Source organism: Aquirufa sp. TARAVU-A1A, from assembly GCF_054558675.1.
In genome coordinates, this window is the sequence record NZ_JBPXKP010000005.1 from 16,563 (window position 1) to 33,623 (window position 17,061).

Sequence of the window (17,061 nt, forward strand, 5' to 3'; positions counted from 1 at the left end):
AGTCGAAAACTGAATAGGAAAAGGTCTTTCTCTGGGCGAAATTTGTGATATTAAACCTAGCCCGAAAGATGAAAAAGAATAGCAAAATAGAGAACCAACTCTTGGAAATGATTCAGCCTCGCATTCAGCTGATTGAGAACAAATTTTCCCTAGGTGAGGCATTAACGGATCAAGATGTGAATACCCTTCTCATGAAATCTGCATTCAATCACATTAATCATTTGGATCAGCGATTGGATGAAGTGGCTGCCGATGTGGCACAATTGCGGATGGACTTTTGTGGACTTGAAGGAAAATTTCTTGAGCTTGAGGGTAGATTCCAAGTACTCGAGGGTAGATTCCAAGTACTTGAAGGTAGATTTCATGACCTCGAAGGTAGATTTATTGTTCTCGAAGGCAGATTCCATGAACTTGAAGGCAGATTCCATGAACTTGAAAGAAGGTTTTATGAACTTGAAAATAGATTCTATTCCCTTGAAGGCAAATTTCAAACACTTGAAGCGAGATTCGTTTCTTTTGAAGCTAGAATCGAGGCAACGATTGAAAAAACAATGAAATCACATATCAAATGGACACTTGGCTTAATGACCTTCAGTCTCACATTATTTAAAATCATTGATCTAGTTGTCCATAACTAAAAAGGGCTGATTCCTCAGCCCTTCCTATCTATTTTCCTAAAACTATATTCACAATCCGTTTCGGAACCACAATCACCTTGGAAGGTGCTTTGCCATCCAAGTGCTTCTGCACTTGTTCATTAGCCAGCACAGCTGCCTCCACTTCCGCAGGACTTGCTGTGGCTGAAAAAGCTAAAGTCAATTTCACTTTTCCATTGAATGAGATCGGATAATTGAATTCATTCTCCACCAAAAATTCAGGATTGAATACCGGGAATTTGGCATGGGAAATACTTCCTGCCTCCTCTCCTAAGGCCGACCATAATTCTTCGGCCATGTGAGGTGCGTAAGGAGATAGCAATAAAACCAATTCACGAAGCACCGATTTCTTGTGGCATTTCAACTGACCTAAATCATTCACACAGATCATCAAGGTTGAAACGACCGTATTGAACGAATAACGCTCCAAATCATCCTGAACCTTGCGAATGGCTGTATGTAATACCTTTAATTCTTCAGGTGTCGCTGCTCCATCTACTAAAATCGATTTTTGTGCTTGTTCATCAAAGAACAAACGCCAAACCTTGCGTAAGAAATTATGTGAACCTGAAATCGAATTCGTATTCCAAGGCTTGAATTGCTCCAATGGACCTAGGAACATCTCATACACACGTAAGGTATCCGCACCGTATTTGGCAATTAAATCATCTGGATTCACTACGTTGAACTTTGATTTGGACATTTTCTCTACTTCCCAACCGCATACGTATTTTCCATCTTCCAAGATGAATTGTGCATCTGCAGGTACATCGTTTCGTGAACGCTTGAATTCTTCAACGTCCAACACGTCATTTTCCACAATATTCACGTCCACGTGCAATGCAGCCACATCGTATTGATCTTTCAATCCATGAGACACAAAAGTTACTTGATCGGAATTTTTGACACGATAGACAAAATTTGACCGACCTTGAATCATCCCTTGGTTAATCAATTTCTTCGCAAATTCTTCCTCCGCTACATAACCTAAATCTTTCAAGAACTTGTTCCAAAAACGCGAGTACAACAAGTGTCCCGTTGCATGCTCAGAACCACCGATGTACAGGTCAACAGCCTTCCAATAATTAACCGACTCCGCAGAAGCAAATGTCGAATCATTTTGAGCGTCCATGTAACGATACCAGTACCAAGATGAACCAGCCCAACCTGGCATGGTCGACCATTCGTAATCGTATTGCCCCTGGTATTTCCATGAATCCGCAGCACGTCCTAATGGTGGCTCACCCGTTTCTGTAGGTAAATATTTATCGATTTTTGGCAATTCTAAAGGTAATTCAGACTCCTGAATTAAATAAGGTAATAACTTGCCTGAGGCCGTAGGCTTGAAATAAACGGGAACTGGTTCTCCCCAATAACGCTGACGGGAGAATACGGCATTTCGCATGCGATATTGCACTTTTCCTTTGCCTATTCCACGTTCCTCTAACCATTGAATTAAAGTTTCCGTAGCTTGTTTATAGCCCATGCCATTGATAATCCCCGAATTGATATATTTCCCTTCTTTGGTATTATCAGCCTTTTTTTCAATATCTTTTTGCGCATCTAAGATGGCAGGAATAGGCAAATCAAAATGTTTGGCAAAATTCCAGTCACGTTGGTCCCCAGAAGGCACTCCCATAACAGCTCCGGTTCCATAACCAGCCAACACATAATCGGCTAAGAACAAAGGCACACGCTCATTATTCAAGGGATTAATCACATAAGAACCTGTGAATACCCCTGAAACAGTTTTAACTTCCGAAACACGGTCTAATTCCGAACGAGATTTCGTCCAAGTGATGTAGGCATCCACATCAGCCTGTTGTTCTGGCTTTGTTAATTCCGCTACCCATTCATGCTCAGGCGCTAACACCATGAAAGACACTCCATAAATCGTATCTACACGCGTCGTAAACACCTTGATTTTCTTATCCGAAATACCCTCAATAGCAAATTCAACGTCTGTACCAATTGATTTCCCAATCCAGTTGCGTTGTTGTTCTTTCAACGAATCCGACCAATCTACCTCCTCCAAACCACGTAATAAACGATCTGCATAGGCTGTGATGCGCATCGACCATTGGCGCATTTTTTTCTGCTCCACTGGATAACCTCCACGCTCTGATAAACCATCTTTAACTTCATCGTTCGCTAATACCGTACCTAATTGAGGACACCAGTTGACAACTGAATCATCCAAATAGGCCAAACGAAAATTCAATAAATAGGCATATTGCTCCTCCTCACCCATGGCATTCCAAGCATCCGCTGAAATACGCTCCACATCGTCTTCACAAACCGCTTTCAAGCCGATAGACCCTTTGGAAGCTAGCATACTTTTCAAGGTATCAATAGACTCAGCCTTATCCGTTTCCTGGTTATACCAAGAATTAAATAATTGCATGAAAATCCACTGCGTCCATTTATAATAGGCAGGATCTGATGTACGAACTTCACGCGTCCAATCAAACGAAAAACCCATGTTTTTCAATTGCTCAATGTAACGAGTAATATTTTGTTCCGTTGTAATCGCAGGATGCTGACCCGTTTGAATCGCATATTGCTCAGCAGGTAAACCAAAGGAATCGAACCCCATCGGATGCAATACCTCATATCCCTGCAAACGCTTGTAACGCGCCATAATATCTGAAGCGATGTACCCCAGTGGATGGCCTACATGCAGTCCCGCTCCCGATGGATAAGGAAACATGTCCAACACATAATACTTGGGTTTATTAGGATTTACCTGTGCTTTGAATGTTTGGTTTTGCTCCCAAAATCCTTGCCACGCTTTTTCGATCTCACGAAATTGATACTCTGAACGCATATAATTGTTTGTTTTTCAAAAGGGCATGCAATTTACACGAATTTTATGAAAAAATATTTACTCTACTTTATTGGTAGATTATGTAAAGTCTATTAGTTTTGTAGGATTATTAATTTTACCCATGTCTACACAACCTGAGTCCACGCCCAAAAAGCCTAAATTTCCTAGCTTATTAAAAGCGATTAACATCATTTGGAAAAGAGAGCGGAGCATCACGGAAGTCATCATACACATCAGCAATGCCTTAGCATTAATGATTGTCGGGCATTTATTGTTTTCCTACCTAACTACTGAAAATATCATAGCCGTTTTCAATACCGTAAATTCGGAAATTCTATATTATGTACTTGGTGGCTTTATTGCCCAAATGATCGATGGGGCACTAGGTATGGCCTATGGCGTTACTGCGACAACTTTTTTAATGGCAGTGGGCATCACGCCTGCTGCAGCCTCGGCCAGCGTGCATGCATCTGAAGTATTCACCTCGGGCGTTTCAGGATATATGCATTTGAAATTTGGGAATGTGAATTCCAAACTGTTTAAAACCTTAGTCATTCCAGGCGTAATTGGCGCAATTTTAGGTGCATATATTTTATCTTCTTTGGAAGACTACGCAGGATATATCAAACCAATCGTTTCCATTTACACCTTATTTTTAGGGGCCATCATTATCCGCAAGGCCTTAATCAAACGCCAAGAAAAACGTCCATTAAAGAAAGTGGGTTGGTTGGCTTTATTCGGTGGTTACTTAGATTCCATCGGTGGTGGCGGTTGGGGACCCATCGTTTCTTCCACCTTAATTGCATCGGGACGGCATCCAAAATATACGATTGGGAGTGTTAACCTCACTGAATTTTTCGTTTCCCTTGCCTCTTCGATTACCTTCTTTACGGTGATCGGCTTAGGTTATTGGCAAGTTATTGCCGGCTTAATTTTAGGGGGTGTTGTCGCTGCACCGATCGCTGCGCGTTTGGCCAACAAACTTCCGGTGAAAAGCATGATGATTATGGTAGGTATTGTTATCATCATTGTTAGCTTACGCCAAATCGTTTTAGGCGCCGGCAAATTCTTTTAATCTTGTTGGAGTTTATGGGTACTCACTCGTCCTTTATCATCCACAAAACGGATGAAACCCAGTTGTTGTACATGTAAGTCATAGGTTCTACCGGGTTCAACGTGAAGCATTGAAGCCTTTTGGCCCATCATATTATATAACTGCAATTCCCCTGGTTGATTTGTCAATACGTGAATTAGACCTGCATGCGGATTAGGCCAAACTTGTAACGATTGCGCCGACATCGCATCCCAAACCGGTGAATTGCTCTTGTTCTCCAGTAAATAAACACCTCCAGCGCCGGTTCCAACAACCAAATCCTGCCGACCATCCGCGTTGAAATCAGCCACGCTTAAACGAGCATTTCTACCTACGCTAAAACCTTGAAAATCCGCTGATCGCCAAGTTATCGCATCCAAATCTGCTTGGTAATTCCCCAAATGCCATGCTCCATTCATGTCTAAACCTATTAATTCTGGTGTTCCATCTCCATCCAGATCAGCAATCTGACAAGTTCGCAGTTGCCATGATTCTTTGCTCAATTGCCCCCAGTCGGCATTCATCTCCAAGCGAATACGTCCCGATTTAGCTAAAACTAGATTCCCCCATGGACTAACAATCGGCATATCGCCAAAACTCAATTCCAGCTTTAATGGAATTAATTGCTGCTGAGTGATTTTAAAAACTTGAGGACCCTGCGAACTTTGACCGACCACAAGGACTTGGCGATCTTGGTTTTGCAAAACGATGTCCGTGAGCGATTCGCGCGTAGCGAGTCCTAAATAATCAGGGGTTTTAAAGACCAAAACTCCAGCTTGGTTTTCATATAAATAAATTCCTGCACGAACGTCATTCCCTTTCCGATAACCTGCGTGCCCAATCAATAAATCTAAATCCCCATCGTCATCAACATCAAAAAAACATGGACTCGCCTTCTCCCCTACATCGATCATTTGATCCTGTAAAAATGGTTTTGCTTTTCCACCTGTAATCTGAAAGGATGAATGTTGAAAATCCTGCAAAAAACCAGCATTATCCGCTGTATTCACTGAAACAAATAGATCTTCCTGATTCGCGTTTAACTGAAGTGGACTTGCAGAAAAAAACATACCAGAAAGGCTAGAAAAAGCGGATAAATAGTCAAAATCAAAGTTTGAATAGCTTACTTGTTTGTTGGTTCCATTATTTTTCAAATAAGCCAAATTGCTACAGGAAACATGTCCCATGAATAAATCATTAGTAGCAGACCTTCCCAAGGCATTTCCTACGTGTTCAACTCGATTTACCTGGCCTACAGCTTGAGAACGAATTTCCGAGTTTAGTATTTGGGCTTCCCTGCAATCATAGTGAACAATATTCCCCCAGTTCTGTGGTGATTTTTGGAAATCTAAATCCGCTTTACCCAATTTTTGTAAGGATACATTCTCATGAAATTCGATGTAATGACCTCCAGGTTCGAAAGTCAGCACATCAATGTCCCCGTCATAATCGACATCCGCAATAACAGGGATATCCGGAGAAGCAACATACAAATTCACCCGTCCAGCAAAACCTTGGGTAGTAATGGGATCTTGTATCTTTTCGAAATGTACTTGACCTTGTGAGGATTTATTTTGGTAAACCTTGATGCCAGCCGCGCTGGAACAAAATAAATCCTTCCGTCCATCTTGATTATAATCCACTAGAACAAACCAATTTTCGATGGGGGGAAATAGGCTAGCATAATTGGTGGTGAAATGAAACGCTCCGCTTGCATCCTGCAAAAAAGTGGAAATTTGTTGGCTCGTCCGATCATACGTCACCAAATCCTGTACTCCATCTCCATTTAAATCCAAGCTTTGGTATTGCATGGCATTCATTCCTCCAGACCAAGCATTCGATAGCGTTTGGCCATTTTGCTTAACCGTCATGCCTTGAAATACATCAAATCGCAAAGTCTGGCCTTGGATTTGCATACTTATCAAGCTCAATAAAAGGATTAAACAATTTTTCATTCGATATTTGTAGCTGCAAAAACAAAGGCTCACTAAAATTAACATGAAGATTTTAAATTCAGCTCTTTTAGATTTTTTTCTATCCTCGACGGGAGTCTGCACGGATACGCGTAAGATTCAAGCAGGAAATCTATTTTTCGCTTTGAAAGGTCCTAATTTCAATGCCAATGCCTTAGCGAAAGAAGCTTTAGAAAAAGGAGCCATAGCTGCTGTCATCGATGACATGAACTTCGAAATAGGCGATAAGACCTTACTCGTGGATGACGGCCTGAAAGCCCTCCAAGATTTAGCACGGGATTATCGTAATACGCTGAACATACCTATCATTGGATTGACCGGATCAAACGGTAAAACAACGACGAAGGAATTATTATTTTCAGTCTTATCTCAAAAATACCATTGCTATGCCACTGCTGGGAATTTAAACAACCACATCGGCGTGCCACTATCTATCTTACAGATCAAATCCTCGCATGAAGTTGCAGTGATCGAAATGGGTGCAAATAAGCAAGGTGACATCAAAGAATTGGTTGAAATCGCTCAGCCGACACATAGTTTAATCACCAATATCGGCAAGGCACATTTAGAAGGCTTTGGCGGGGAGGCGGGTGTCCGCAAAGGAAAAGGGGAATTATTTGATTATGTTGCCCAACATGGCGGAACGGTCTTTTTACCGAAAGACAAAAATGTCGTGCACCAAATGAGCGAGGAGCGCGGCATCGCCAATTGCATTGTAGCAAATGCAGAAATGCCCACAACACTTATTGAAGCGAAACCAACGATTACTTTTTCTTGTGCAGATGGAAGTATTGTAAAATCGCATCTCCCGGGAATATATAATTTTGAAAACATCCAAATGGCCATCGCCGTTGGGAAAAACTTCGGACTCAGTGATGAAGCTTGTCGGATTGGGATTAGTTCTTATCAGCCAACGAACCATCGATCGCAATTCATCAAAATTGGATCCAACCAAGTCTTAATGGACGCATACAATGCGAATCCATCTTCCATGGAGGCTGCCATAAGTCATTTCGCCGAAACGGAAAATAACCCTAAAATTGTCATCCTAGGCGACATGTTTGAATTGGGTGATTTATCAGCAAGTGAACACGCTTCTCTAGGTAAACTAATAGCTAGATTCCAATTTTCGAAGGTACTACTTGTAGGTAATCACATGCAACATGCATTAATTCATTTGCCTCAAGCCTATTATTTCCCTGACAAATTTGGCTTACACAATTGGTTACAAGATAATCCCATTACGAATAGCTTTTTGTTAGTAAAAGGTTCGCGTGGGATCCAACTCGAAAGTGTTTTAGCTTTCCTGGAATCTTAGTCAATCGTTTATCAAAACAAAATTTTGTTGCGCAACAATAAAGGGCTAAATTTGCACTTTCTTAAGAATACGAAATAAAAAACAATACACAATGGCATCACAATCAGGCACTTACGTACCTTACAAAGTTAAAGACATTGCATTGGCCGACTGGGGTCGCAAAGAGATTCAATTAGCAGAAGCTGAAATGCCGGGCTTAATGGCATTGCGTGCGGAATTTGGAGCAGCGCAACCATTGAAAGGTGCTCGCATCGCGGGTTGCTTGCACATGACGATTCAAACAGCGGTTTTAATCGAAACATTAACAGCTTTAGGAGCGGATGTAACTTGGTCTTCTTGTAACATTTTCTCTACGCAAGATCACGCAGCAGCAGCAATCGCGGCGGCAGGTATCCCTGTTTATGCTTGGAAAGGCATGAACGAAGAGGAATTCAACTGGTGTATCGAGCAAACTTTATTCTTTGGAGAAGATCGTCAACCCTTGAACATGATCTTGGATGATGGTGGTGATTTGACCAACATGGTTTTTGATGAGTATCCTGAGTTAATCGAAGGCATCAAAGGTCTTTCAGAAGAAACAACGACAGGTGTTCACCGTTTATATGAACGTATGAAGAATGGCACATTATTCTTGCCAGCGATCAACGTAAACGACTCGGTAACAAAGTCTAAATTTGATAATAAATACGGCTGTAAAGAGTCATTGGTTGATGCGATTCGTCGTGCAACGGACTTGATGCTAGCAGGTAAAGTTGCTGTGGTAGCAGGTTATGGTGACGTAGGAAAAGGTTCTGCTGATTCATTACGTGGAGCTGGTTGCCGTGTTTTGGTAACAGAAATCGACCCAATCTGTGCACTTCAAGCGGCAATGGATGGTTATGAAGTTGTTCCAATGGATGAAGCTGCAACACGCGCGAACATCTTTGTAACAGCTACAGGTAACGTAAAAATTATCCGTGATCGTCACTTCAAAGCGATGAAAGACAAAGCAATTGTTTGTAACATCGGTCACTTTGACAATGAGATCGACATGGAGTGGTTGAACAACAATTATGGTTCTACCAAAGACCAAATCAAACCACAGGTCGACATGTACACCATCGACGGCAAAAACGTGATCGTTTTGGCAGAAGGTCGTTTGGTAAATTTAGGTTGTGCCATGGGTCACCCATCTTTCGTGATGTCGAACTCATTCTGTAACCAAACATTAGCTCAATTGGAATTATGGGCTAATTCTAAAAATTACGAGAACAAAGTTTACATCTTACCAAAACACTTGGATGAGAAAGTAGCATTCTTGCACTTAGCACACATCGGAGCGAAGTTGGAGAAATTAGAAAAAGAACAAGCAGAATACATCGGCGTACCTCAAGCGGGTCCATTCAAGCCGGAGCATTACCGTTACTAGTATTTTTCTGAATGTATATCAAAAGCTGCACTTTCAAGGTGCAGCTTTTTTTATATCTTTAAATTCATATTTCATTCCAATGACCCAGAAATTACTCTTCATTCTCCTGATCCCCTTCGGTTTATTTGCACAAAAATTCAGCCATGCGGATAGTCTTCGCGGAACATTAAGCCCGGCAAGAGCCTGTTTCGACGCATTGCATTATGACCTACATGTGGCTGTGAATCCAGCCGAAAAAAGCATTGCGGGAACGAATAGTATTCGTTTTATCACGACCCAACAAACCAAAGAGATTCAATTGGATCTATTTGCAAACTTAATCGTAGACGAAATTCGTTGGGCCAATAAAAAAGTAAACTTCCGTCGGGATGGCAATGCTATTTTCATCCAAGCGAATCATATGATTCCCGCCAAACAAGTTCAAACGGTTTGGGTGAAGTACCACGGAAATCCCCGACCGGCCGTAAAACCACCCTGGGATGGCGGATTTTCCTGGACAAAAGATCCCAAAGGAAATCCTTGGGTAACCGTATCCTGTGAGGGATTAGGGGCATCGGTTTGGTGGCCCTGCAAGGATCATCCTTCCGACGAACCCGCATCCATGGACATCCACATCGAAGGCCCGAAAGGACTGGTTTCTGTTTCCAACGGAAATTTGGTAGAAAAAATCAGCAAGGCATCCACCGACGAATATCATTGGAGAGTCAGCTATCCCATCAATCTATACAATGTTAGCATCAACATGGCCGACTATGCGCATTGGTCCAAAACGATGAAGCAATTGAATGGCAAGAACTTAGATTTAGACTATTATGTTCTCAAAGAAAATGAGGCAATTGCTAAAAAACACTTCGAGCAAAGTGAAGAAATGTTGCGCATTTTTGAGAAATATTTTGGGCCCTACCCTTTCCCACGGGATGGATATGCCTTAGTTGAAACGGATTACTGGGGCATGGAACACCAAAGTGCCGTGGCCTATGGTAACCACTACAAAAACAATAAATTCGGATTCGATTTTATCATTGTACATGAGTCGGCACATGAATGGTTTGGCAATTCGATCTCTTGTTCCGATCATGCAGATTTATGGATCCATGAAGCATTAGGAACTTATGCTGAAGCCATTTATGTGGAGGAGAAATTTGGCAAGGCGAGAGCACTAGAATACTTGAATGGCCAAAAAAGAAACATTCGATATGCATTCCCGATTGCGGGCCCTTATCAGGTCAACTACCAGCACCCGGATTCCGACATGTATTTCAAGGGTACTTGGATGTTCCATACCTTGCGAAATATCATTCAAGATGATGCACTTTGGTTTAAAACCATGCGCGAATTTTGTTTGGCATTTTACCACAAGAACACGAATACGCAAGAAGTTATTGAATATTGGAGCAAGCACTTGAACAAGCCCATCAAGGATTTGATGTTGAATTACTTGTATCAAGTGAAGAATCCCAATTTGCAATATAGCATCTTACAAACGGGCAATTCATGGACAATGCGCTATCGCTGGAGTAACCTGAGTGATGCCATCAGCTTTCCACTCACACTTAAATCAGGCGAGAAAATCAAACCAAATTCGGCATGGCAAGAAATTCAATTAGACCATGCTCCGGAATTGGATGAAGAAAGCTATTTATTTGATAAAGAATTGCTAAAATAAATCGCTGAAATCCCGTATTTTTACACAAAATTAAGACAGAAAAGAAATGAAATTTGGCGTAATCGTATTTCCGGGTTCCAATTGTGATGATGACACCGTTGGCGTAATTCAAAGCTTAGGCCACGAGGCCGTAAAATTGTGGCACAAGGATACTGATTTACAAGGCTGTGATTTCATTATCGTTCCGGGTGGTTTCTCTTACGGAGATTACTTGCGTTCAGGTGCCATTGCACGCTTTTCACCTATCATGGAACACGTCATTGAATTCGCTAAGAATGGTGGCTATTTGATGGGTATCTGTAACGGATTTCAGGTATTGGTTGAGGCACATTTATTGCCAGGCGTTTTATTACGTAACAATTCCCAAAAATTCATTTCAAAGAATATCTACTTGAAGGCTGCAACAAACAATGCTTTATTGACGCAAGAGTTAGATAGAAACAAAGCCTACAAAATACCAATTGCACACGCAGAAGGACGTTATTTTGCAGATCAAGCGACCCTAGCATCTTTGCAAGCGAATGATCAGATCTTGTTTTACTACTGTGATGCTGAAGGAAACGTAACAGAGGAAGCAAATCCAAATGGAAGCTTATTGAACATCGCTGGAATTTGCAATGAAGGACGCAATGTATTCGGATTGATGCCACACCCAGAACGTGCGGCAGATCCCGATTTGAATAATACAGACGGACTGGAAATCATGAAGCAATTAATCCTTCAAATGGCATAAAATCAAAAAGCGCGAAATTCGCGCTTTTTTTTCCTACTTGTAGAGACGCGATACTTCGCGTCTCTACAACCTTATCTTAAATCATTCACCTCTACCCCCGGAAACGCCTTCTTATTAAACGTAAAGAACGCATCATCCGCACCGGCTTTAGGATTCAATTTCGTCACGGTAAACAACTGTTTCTTACCCGTCTTATTAACAATTGTCCAAGACTTCACCGTAAAGTCCGATGTGTTAATCTTAAGGCTGATATGCTTCACCTGAGCAGCTTTACCACCTGGTACCATCTCAACAGTCGCAACACCACCTGTTTCGCCTACCAAGGTAAACTTATAGCCTTTTTTGTCAAAGGTGTAAATCTTAGCCGGGTTCAAGTCGCCATCCGCGGGGTCAAAGGCCGAAATATTCACTTCATTGATTTCTTTGATATACGTCGCAACCTCTTTCCCATTATTGAAAATCTCCTGCCCCGCCGTCTTTAAACGGAACTTCGTCCCCTTCACGGTAATCGAACCATTCATCGTATTTCCACCATCGGTTTGATAGCTGAAATTTGCTGAAAACGACCCCATGCTTTTATATTTCTTTTGCATGCCATCAATTAAACTAATGGCCTTATTCGCTTGTCCCCAAACGGGCAATGATAACAACACAAACGCTAATATCTTTTTCATTACTTTAAATTTTTCAAAATTTCTTCTAACTCTATTTCGGATTTAACTAATACCTCCCGGGCTTTAGATCCTCCAAATGAACCTACGATGCCCGCTGCCTCCAATTGGTCTATCAATCGACCTGCACGGTTATAACCTAATTTCAATTTACGCTGAATCAAGGACGTACTTCCCTGCTGATGCATCACAACCAAACGTGCCGCCTCATCAAAAAACGAATCCCGATCGCCCAAATCCACATCACCACGGTCCTGACCACCCATTTCATCCGCATCCGGTTCTGGCAATAAATAGGCCGACGAATATCCTTGTTGGTTCCCAATAAAGTCACAAATCTCCTCAACCTCTGGCGTATCGACAAACGCACATTGCAAACGAATTACCTCAGATCCCATCGATAATAGCATGTCTCCCATACCTACCAATTGATCAGCACCGCCGGCATCCAAAATCGTACGAGAGTCAATTTTCGACATAACCTTGAACGATAAACGTGCAGGGAAATTGGCCTTAATCGTACCCGTAATAACGTTCACGGAAGGACGTTGCGTCGCAACAACCAAGTGAATACCGATGGCACGGGCCAACTGCGCTAAACGGGCAATCGGGTGCTCCACTTCCTTACCGGCTGTTAACATTAAGTCGGCTAATTCGTCAATCACCAAAACGATATACGGCATGAAATCATGCTCATTCGGATTCAATCGGCGATTAATAAATTTCGTATTGTATTCCTTAATATTACGACATCCCGCTTCTTTCAGTTTATCGTAACGCATATCCATCTCCTTACAAAGGGAATTCAAAGTCGCGACAACCTTTTTGGTATCTGTAATTATCGCCTCCGCAGAATCTGGCAAACAGGCTAAGAAATGGCGCTCCAACTTATTAAACAAGGACAGCTCAACTTTCTTCGGATCCACCAATACGAACTTCAAGGTTGAAGGGTGTTTTTTGTAAATCAAGGAAGTCAATAACATATTCAATCCCACCGACTTACCTTGTCCCGTAGCACCAGCCATCAATAAGTGAGGCATTTTGGCTAGATCGGCAACAAAAATTTCGTTCGAAATCGTCTTACCCAAGGTAATCGGCAAATCATAAGTTGACTTTTGGAATTTCTCCGAACCAATCACGGCACGTACCGGAACCATTTCCCGGTTCTTATTCGCTACCTCGATACCAATCGTACCTTTACCTGGCATTTGCCCAATAATACGAACACCCATGGCGGCCAAAGAAAGTGATAAATCGTCTTCCAAAGATGTAATTTTACTTACCCGAACACCCGCTTTTGGCACAATTTCATACAACGTAACCGTTGGCCCAATGGTCGCTTCAATCTTCTGAATTCCAATGCCATAGTTCAACAAGGTCTCCACAATCTTCTCCTTGTTTTCCTTCAGCTCGTCCATCGTCACCTGTGTCGTCTGGTTCTTCTGATCGTATTCCTTCAACAAATCAAGCGTCGGGTAGACATACTTAGGCAAGTCCGCTGTAGGGTCATATAAACCAAACTGGGCAACTAAGTCATTCGCCTGAACAGTGGTAGTCGGTTGTGTTTCCTCAACTTCAACAGCCGCATCATCTTCATCAGCCACCTTGAATGTAAATGGCGTTTCATCCACTTCTTCCAAAGCTGCTTCCGCAATTTGCTCTTCGACAATCGGCAAATCTGCTGGCAATACATCCTCCACGTCATCTACCTTAACCGGCGGAACAAGCGGTCGGTAAGTCTCTAAATCCTCATTATCCACATGAACAGGAGAATCATCGTAATCATCAAACAAGGCCTCTTCCTCAGCAAACTCATCCACAGGCAATGCGCCACCAGAAGCTGCTGTTTGGACTTTAGGCTTAGAAGGATTCCATTGGTAGAACAAAATCAAAAACACCAAACCCGCAAATCCAAGCGCAAAAATGGCCAAGTATCCAATCAATTGAATCAATTTCTCACTGACAAAATAACCCACACCTCCGCCAATCGAATGCGGCAAATCCAATTGATAAACAAAAAAACCAGCGATTAAACTTCCCCAAATGATGTAGAAAATCAGTTGCCAGGTTAAGCGATCCAAGGGGTATACTTCGCGTTTGAAAATCAATTTAATGGCCGACAAAAAGAACAAAGGAATCAATAAAAGAGATGACCAGCCAAAGGTTCTGAACAAGAAGAAATGTGCAATTTTGGCACCCAATAACCCAGCCCAGTTTTTCACTGGGATATCAGAACCGGCAATCACATCCAAGGCCCCTTCCGAAACTTCGCTCTGGTCGGCAACTCCTACGAAGAAACTTGACACAAAAGCAAAAAGCAATAAAATACCCACTAGAAACAAAAAACATCCGAAAATCAATCGAACGCGATATGCAATCTCTGCGGGAGTTTTGGGCTTCCTGTTTTCAGAATCAAAATTAATTTGAAGGGTACTCGTAGGATTTACTATCTTCTTGGCCATCTAAGAAACAATCATATTTAACATATAAATTTCGACTTTTTGATTCGATTTACAAAATCATTTTTACAGGCCCGCCTGAACGATTCCTTGATTGATTTCCTTAATCAAACCCGGACCTTCATAAATGAATCCCGTATAAATTTGAACCAAACTCGCTCCTGCACGCAATTTGTCAATTGCATCAGAAGCAGAATGAATCCCTCCTACCCCAATAATCGGAATTTGTCCGTTCGATTTTTGATGGATATAAGCAATTACCTCCGTCGAGCGCGCACGAACCGGCTTACCACTTAAGCCGCCGGATTGCGATTTCAATGATTCTTCCGATTGCAATCCTTCGCGTGACAAGGTCGTATTCGTCGCAATCAATCCGGCAATCTTCGTTGATAAAACAATTTCAATCACATCATCCAATTGCTCATTCGTCAAATCGGGTGCTATTTTAAGCAAAATAGGCTTTTGCTTGGGCTTGGCAGCATTCAAGGTTTGAAGGTGCATCAGCAAATTTTGAAGTGGCTCCTTCTCCTGCAATGCACGCAAATTAGGCGTATTGGGCGAACTAACATTGACCACAAAATAATCTACCACGTCATATAAGGCCTCAAATCCTTTGCAATAATCTTCATCTGCCTCCTCGTTTGGCGTAACTTTATTTTTACCCAAATTTCCTCCAATGATTACTTGAGACTTACGCGCTTGCAGACGCTTTTTCATTGCATCCAAGCCTTCATTGTTGAACCCCATCCGATTAATTATCCCTCCATCAGCAGGTAAACGAAACAAACGCGGTTTATCATTTCCCGCTTGCGCCTTTGGAGTAACGGTACCTACTTCGATAAAGCCAAATCCCAAATGTGAAAATTCATCGATTAAAAGTGCATTCTTATCAAAACCCGCAGCTAATCCGACTGGATTAGGAAATCGTATACCAAAAACCGTTCGCGCCAAGCTCGGATGTTCATATCCATAAATGAGTCGGAACAATGCTGGAACACCTGGAATCTTCATCGAAAACTTGATGATATCCGCAAGCAAATAATGCGCGCGCTCTGGATCAAACAGAAAAAAGAATGGCTTGATAAGGTACTGATAAAACATAAAAGGGAATTCAAAAAGCTAAGTAACAAAAATACAAAATGCCCTCAAGATTATGGGAATAATTCAAGGATAATCTGAAGTTTCGAAAGACTTTTTAAAATAACGCGCACAAGCATGCGGCCAACTCGAAAAAAAGGCTAATTTTAAAAATACCTTACCGGGTAATCAAGCATTTAAAAATTATACAGCCTATGTTAAGTCGAGTAGCAAATTCCATCTATTGGATGAATCGGTACATTGAACGCGCCGACAATTACGCGCGATTCATTTCAGTAAATTTCAACCTTGCATTGGATCTCCCTCCCAATGTCCCGGAACAATGGGAACCGCTCATTGTCGCCACGGCCGATCATTACAATTTCTTTGAACATTACCCCGCTGCTAATCGAGAAAATGTCCTCTATTTCATGACATTCGATGAAAGCAATCCCAACTCGATATTATCTTGCCTTTATAGCGCCCGCGAAAATGCACGGACCATCCGTGAGAGCATCTCCAGGGAAATGTGGGAATACGTTAACCAAATCTATTGGAAGGTTAAAGATCGGGTCGAAGGTAGTAAAGAATGGGAAATTTCTCGGTATCAAGGCTTTTTGGAGGAAATCAAATCAGGCAGTCAATTGTTCTACGGCATCGTAGACTCCACCATTACACGAGGAGAAGGCTGGCATTTTGGCCAATTGGGGAAATTACTGGAGCGCGCTGACAAAACCACGCGTTTCTTGGATGTGAAGTATTTTACACTACTCCCCGATATTGACGCGATTGGTTCTCCTTTGGACCTATTATTGTGGTCGGCGGTACTGAAATCCAACTCGGCCTACAACATGTTCCGCCAACAATACAAGGTCATCAATCCCAAGAACATTGTGGAGTTTTTGATCCTTGACAAAAGCTTTCCGCGTTCTGTCGTACATTGTTTACAGGAAGCCGAAGCCTCACTCTATGCTATTTCGGGAACATCTTCGGATCATGGCTATTCAAACCCGGCCGAGAAAAAAGTATCCAAATTGCTTTCCGAAGTGCAATTCACGGAAATCGATGACATTCTGAATACCGGATTGCATCAATTTTTGGACAATTTCCAAAGCAAAAACAACGAAATCGGTCAAACTATTTTCAACACCTATTTCGATTTGAAGCCGGTCAGCTAACC

The 17,061-nt window shown here is 42.0% G+C and carries 12 protein-coding genes; 7 read left to right on the forward strand and 5 right to left on the reverse strand.

The features are described from left to right. Positions 1-68: 68 nt before the first annotated feature. Positions 69-638: a hypothetical protein gene (locus V7S75_RS08025; RefSeq protein WP_459512925.1), complete on the forward strand. Its 570-nt coding sequence runs from the start codon at positions 69-71 to the stop codon at positions 636-638. A gap of 28 nt (positions 639-666) precedes the next feature. On the opposite strand, the gene leuS is transcribed toward V7S75_RS08025, so the two are convergent. Further along, complete coding sequence (gene leuS / locus V7S75_RS08030) at positions 667-3,483, reverse strand: leucine--tRNA ligase (RefSeq protein ID WP_459512927.1); 2,817 nt, start codon at positions 3,481-3,483, stop codon at positions 667-669. A 121-nt stretch (positions 3,484-3,604) separates the two neighbouring features. Between leuS and V7S75_RS08035 the strand changes: the two genes are divergently transcribed. Continuing rightward, positions 3,605-4,558 (forward strand): sulfite exporter TauE/SafE family protein, encoded by a 954-nt coding sequence (locus V7S75_RS08035; RefSeq protein WP_459512929.1) that lies wholly within the window; start codon positions 3,605-3,607, stop codon positions 4,556-4,558. Here V7S75_RS08035 and V7S75_RS08040 read toward each other — a convergent pair. Further along, on the reverse strand, positions 4,555-6,531 hold the full coding sequence (locus tag V7S75_RS08040; RefSeq protein ID WP_459512930.1) for a T9SS type A sorting domain-containing protein: 1,977 nt from the start codon (positions 6,529-6,531) through the stop codon (positions 4,555-4,557). The genes V7S75_RS08035 and V7S75_RS08040 overlap by 4 nt on opposite strands. Before the next feature lie 43 nt (positions 6,532-6,574). On the opposite strand from V7S75_RS08040, the gene V7S75_RS08045 reads away from it, so the two are divergent. The 4 genes from V7S75_RS08045 (at position 6,575) to purQ (ending at position 11,674) form a co-directional block, all read left to right on the forward strand. Beyond that, complete coding sequence (locus tag V7S75_RS08045) at positions 6,575-7,867, forward strand: UDP-N-acetylmuramoyl-tripeptide--D-alanyl-D-alanine ligase (RefSeq protein WP_459512932.1); 1,293 nt, start codon at positions 6,575-6,577, stop codon at positions 7,865-7,867. A 91-nt stretch (positions 7,868-7,958) separates the two neighbouring features. Further along, positions 7,959-9,275 (forward strand): adenosylhomocysteinase, encoded by a 1,317-nt coding sequence (gene ahcY, locus V7S75_RS08050; RefSeq protein WP_459512933.1) that lies wholly within the window; start codon positions 7,959-7,961, stop codon positions 9,273-9,275. 79 nt (positions 9,276-9,354) lie between these two features. Further along, positions 9,355-10,941: a M1 family metallopeptidase gene (locus tag V7S75_RS08055; protein ID WP_459512935.1), complete on the forward strand. Its 1,587-nt coding sequence runs from the start codon at positions 9,355-9,357 to the stop codon at positions 10,939-10,941. 46 nt (positions 10,942-10,987) lie between these two features. Continuing rightward, a complete protein-coding gene (purQ, locus tag V7S75_RS08060) occupies positions 10,988-11,674 on the forward strand; it encodes a phosphoribosylformylglycinamidine synthase I (RefSeq protein WP_459512936.1) in 687 nt (228 codons plus the stop codon). Between the two features lie 71 nt (positions 11,675-11,745). Here the strand turns inward: purQ and V7S75_RS08065 are convergent, their stop codons facing one another. The 3 genes from V7S75_RS08065 to V7S75_RS08075 form a co-directional block, all read right to left on the reverse strand. Continuing rightward, positions 11,746-12,348: a LolA family protein gene (locus V7S75_RS08065; RefSeq protein ID WP_459512938.1), complete on the reverse strand. Its 603-nt coding sequence runs from the start codon at positions 12,346-12,348 to the stop codon at positions 11,746-11,748. After that, complete coding sequence (locus V7S75_RS08070) at positions 12,348-14,807, reverse strand: FtsK/SpoIIIE family DNA translocase (RefSeq protein WP_459512940.1); 2,460 nt, start codon at positions 14,805-14,807, stop codon at positions 12,348-12,350. Before V7S75_RS08070 ends, V7S75_RS08065 begins: the two co-directional genes overlap by 1 nt. A gap of 63 nt (positions 14,808-14,870) precedes the next feature. Then, a complete protein-coding gene (locus V7S75_RS08075; protein WP_459512942.1) occupies positions 14,871-15,905 on the reverse strand; it encodes a quinone-dependent dihydroorotate dehydrogenase in 1,035 nt (344 codons plus the stop codon). A 191-nt stretch (positions 15,906-16,096) separates the two neighbouring features. Between V7S75_RS08075 and V7S75_RS08080 the strand changes: the two genes are divergently transcribed. Continuing rightward, on the forward strand, positions 16,097-17,059 hold the full coding sequence (locus tag V7S75_RS08080) for an alpha-E domain-containing protein (protein ID WP_459512944.1): 963 nt from the start codon (positions 16,097-16,099) through the stop codon (positions 17,057-17,059). Positions 17,060-17,061 lie beyond the last annotated feature (2 nt).

Excerpts from the sequence above, each read along its gene's own strand:
- ahcY (WP_459512933.1), top strand. The coding sequence starts at position 7,959 with ATGGCATCACAATCAGGCACTTACGTACCTTACAAAGTTAAAGACATT.
- purQ (WP_459512936.1), top strand. The coding sequence starts at position 10,988 with ATGAAATTTGGCGTAATCGTATTTCCGGGTTCCAATTGTGATGATGAC.
- V7S75_RS08035 (WP_459512929.1), top strand. The coding sequence starts at position 3,605 with ATGTCTACACAACCTGAGTCCACGCCCAAAAAGCCTAAATTTCCTAGC.
- V7S75_RS08065 (WP_459512938.1), bottom strand. The coding sequence starts at position 12,348 with ATGAAAAAGATATTAGCGTTTGTGTTGTTATCATTGCCCGTTTGGGGA.
- V7S75_RS08055 (WP_459512935.1), top strand. The coding sequence starts at position 9,355 with ATGACCCAGAAATTACTCTTCATTCTCCTGATCCCCTTCGGTTTATTT.
- leuS (WP_459512927.1), bottom strand. The coding sequence starts at position 3,483 with ATGCGTTCAGAGTATCAATTTCGTGAGATCGAAAAAGCGTGGCAAGGA.
- V7S75_RS08045 (WP_459512932.1), top strand. The coding sequence starts at position 6,575 with ATGAAGATTTTAAATTCAGCTCTTTTAGATTTTTTTCTATCCTCGACG.
- V7S75_RS08075 (WP_459512942.1), bottom strand. The coding sequence starts at position 15,905 with ATGTTTTATCAGTACCTTATCAAGCCATTCTTTTTTCTGTTTGATCCA.
- V7S75_RS08040 (WP_459512930.1), bottom strand. The coding sequence starts at position 6,531 with ATGAAAAATTGTTTAATCCTTTTATTGAGCTTGATAAGTATGCAAATC.
- V7S75_RS08025 (WP_459512925.1), top strand. The coding sequence starts at position 69 with ATGAAAAAGAATAGCAAAATAGAGAACCAACTCTTGGAAATGATTCAG.
- V7S75_RS08080 (WP_459512944.1), top strand. The coding sequence starts at position 16,097 with ATGTTAAGTCGAGTAGCAAATTCCATCTATTGGATGAATCGGTACATT.
- V7S75_RS08070 (WP_459512940.1), bottom strand. The coding sequence starts at position 14,807 with ATGGCCAAGAAGATAGTAAATCCTACGAGTACCCTTCAAATTAATTTT.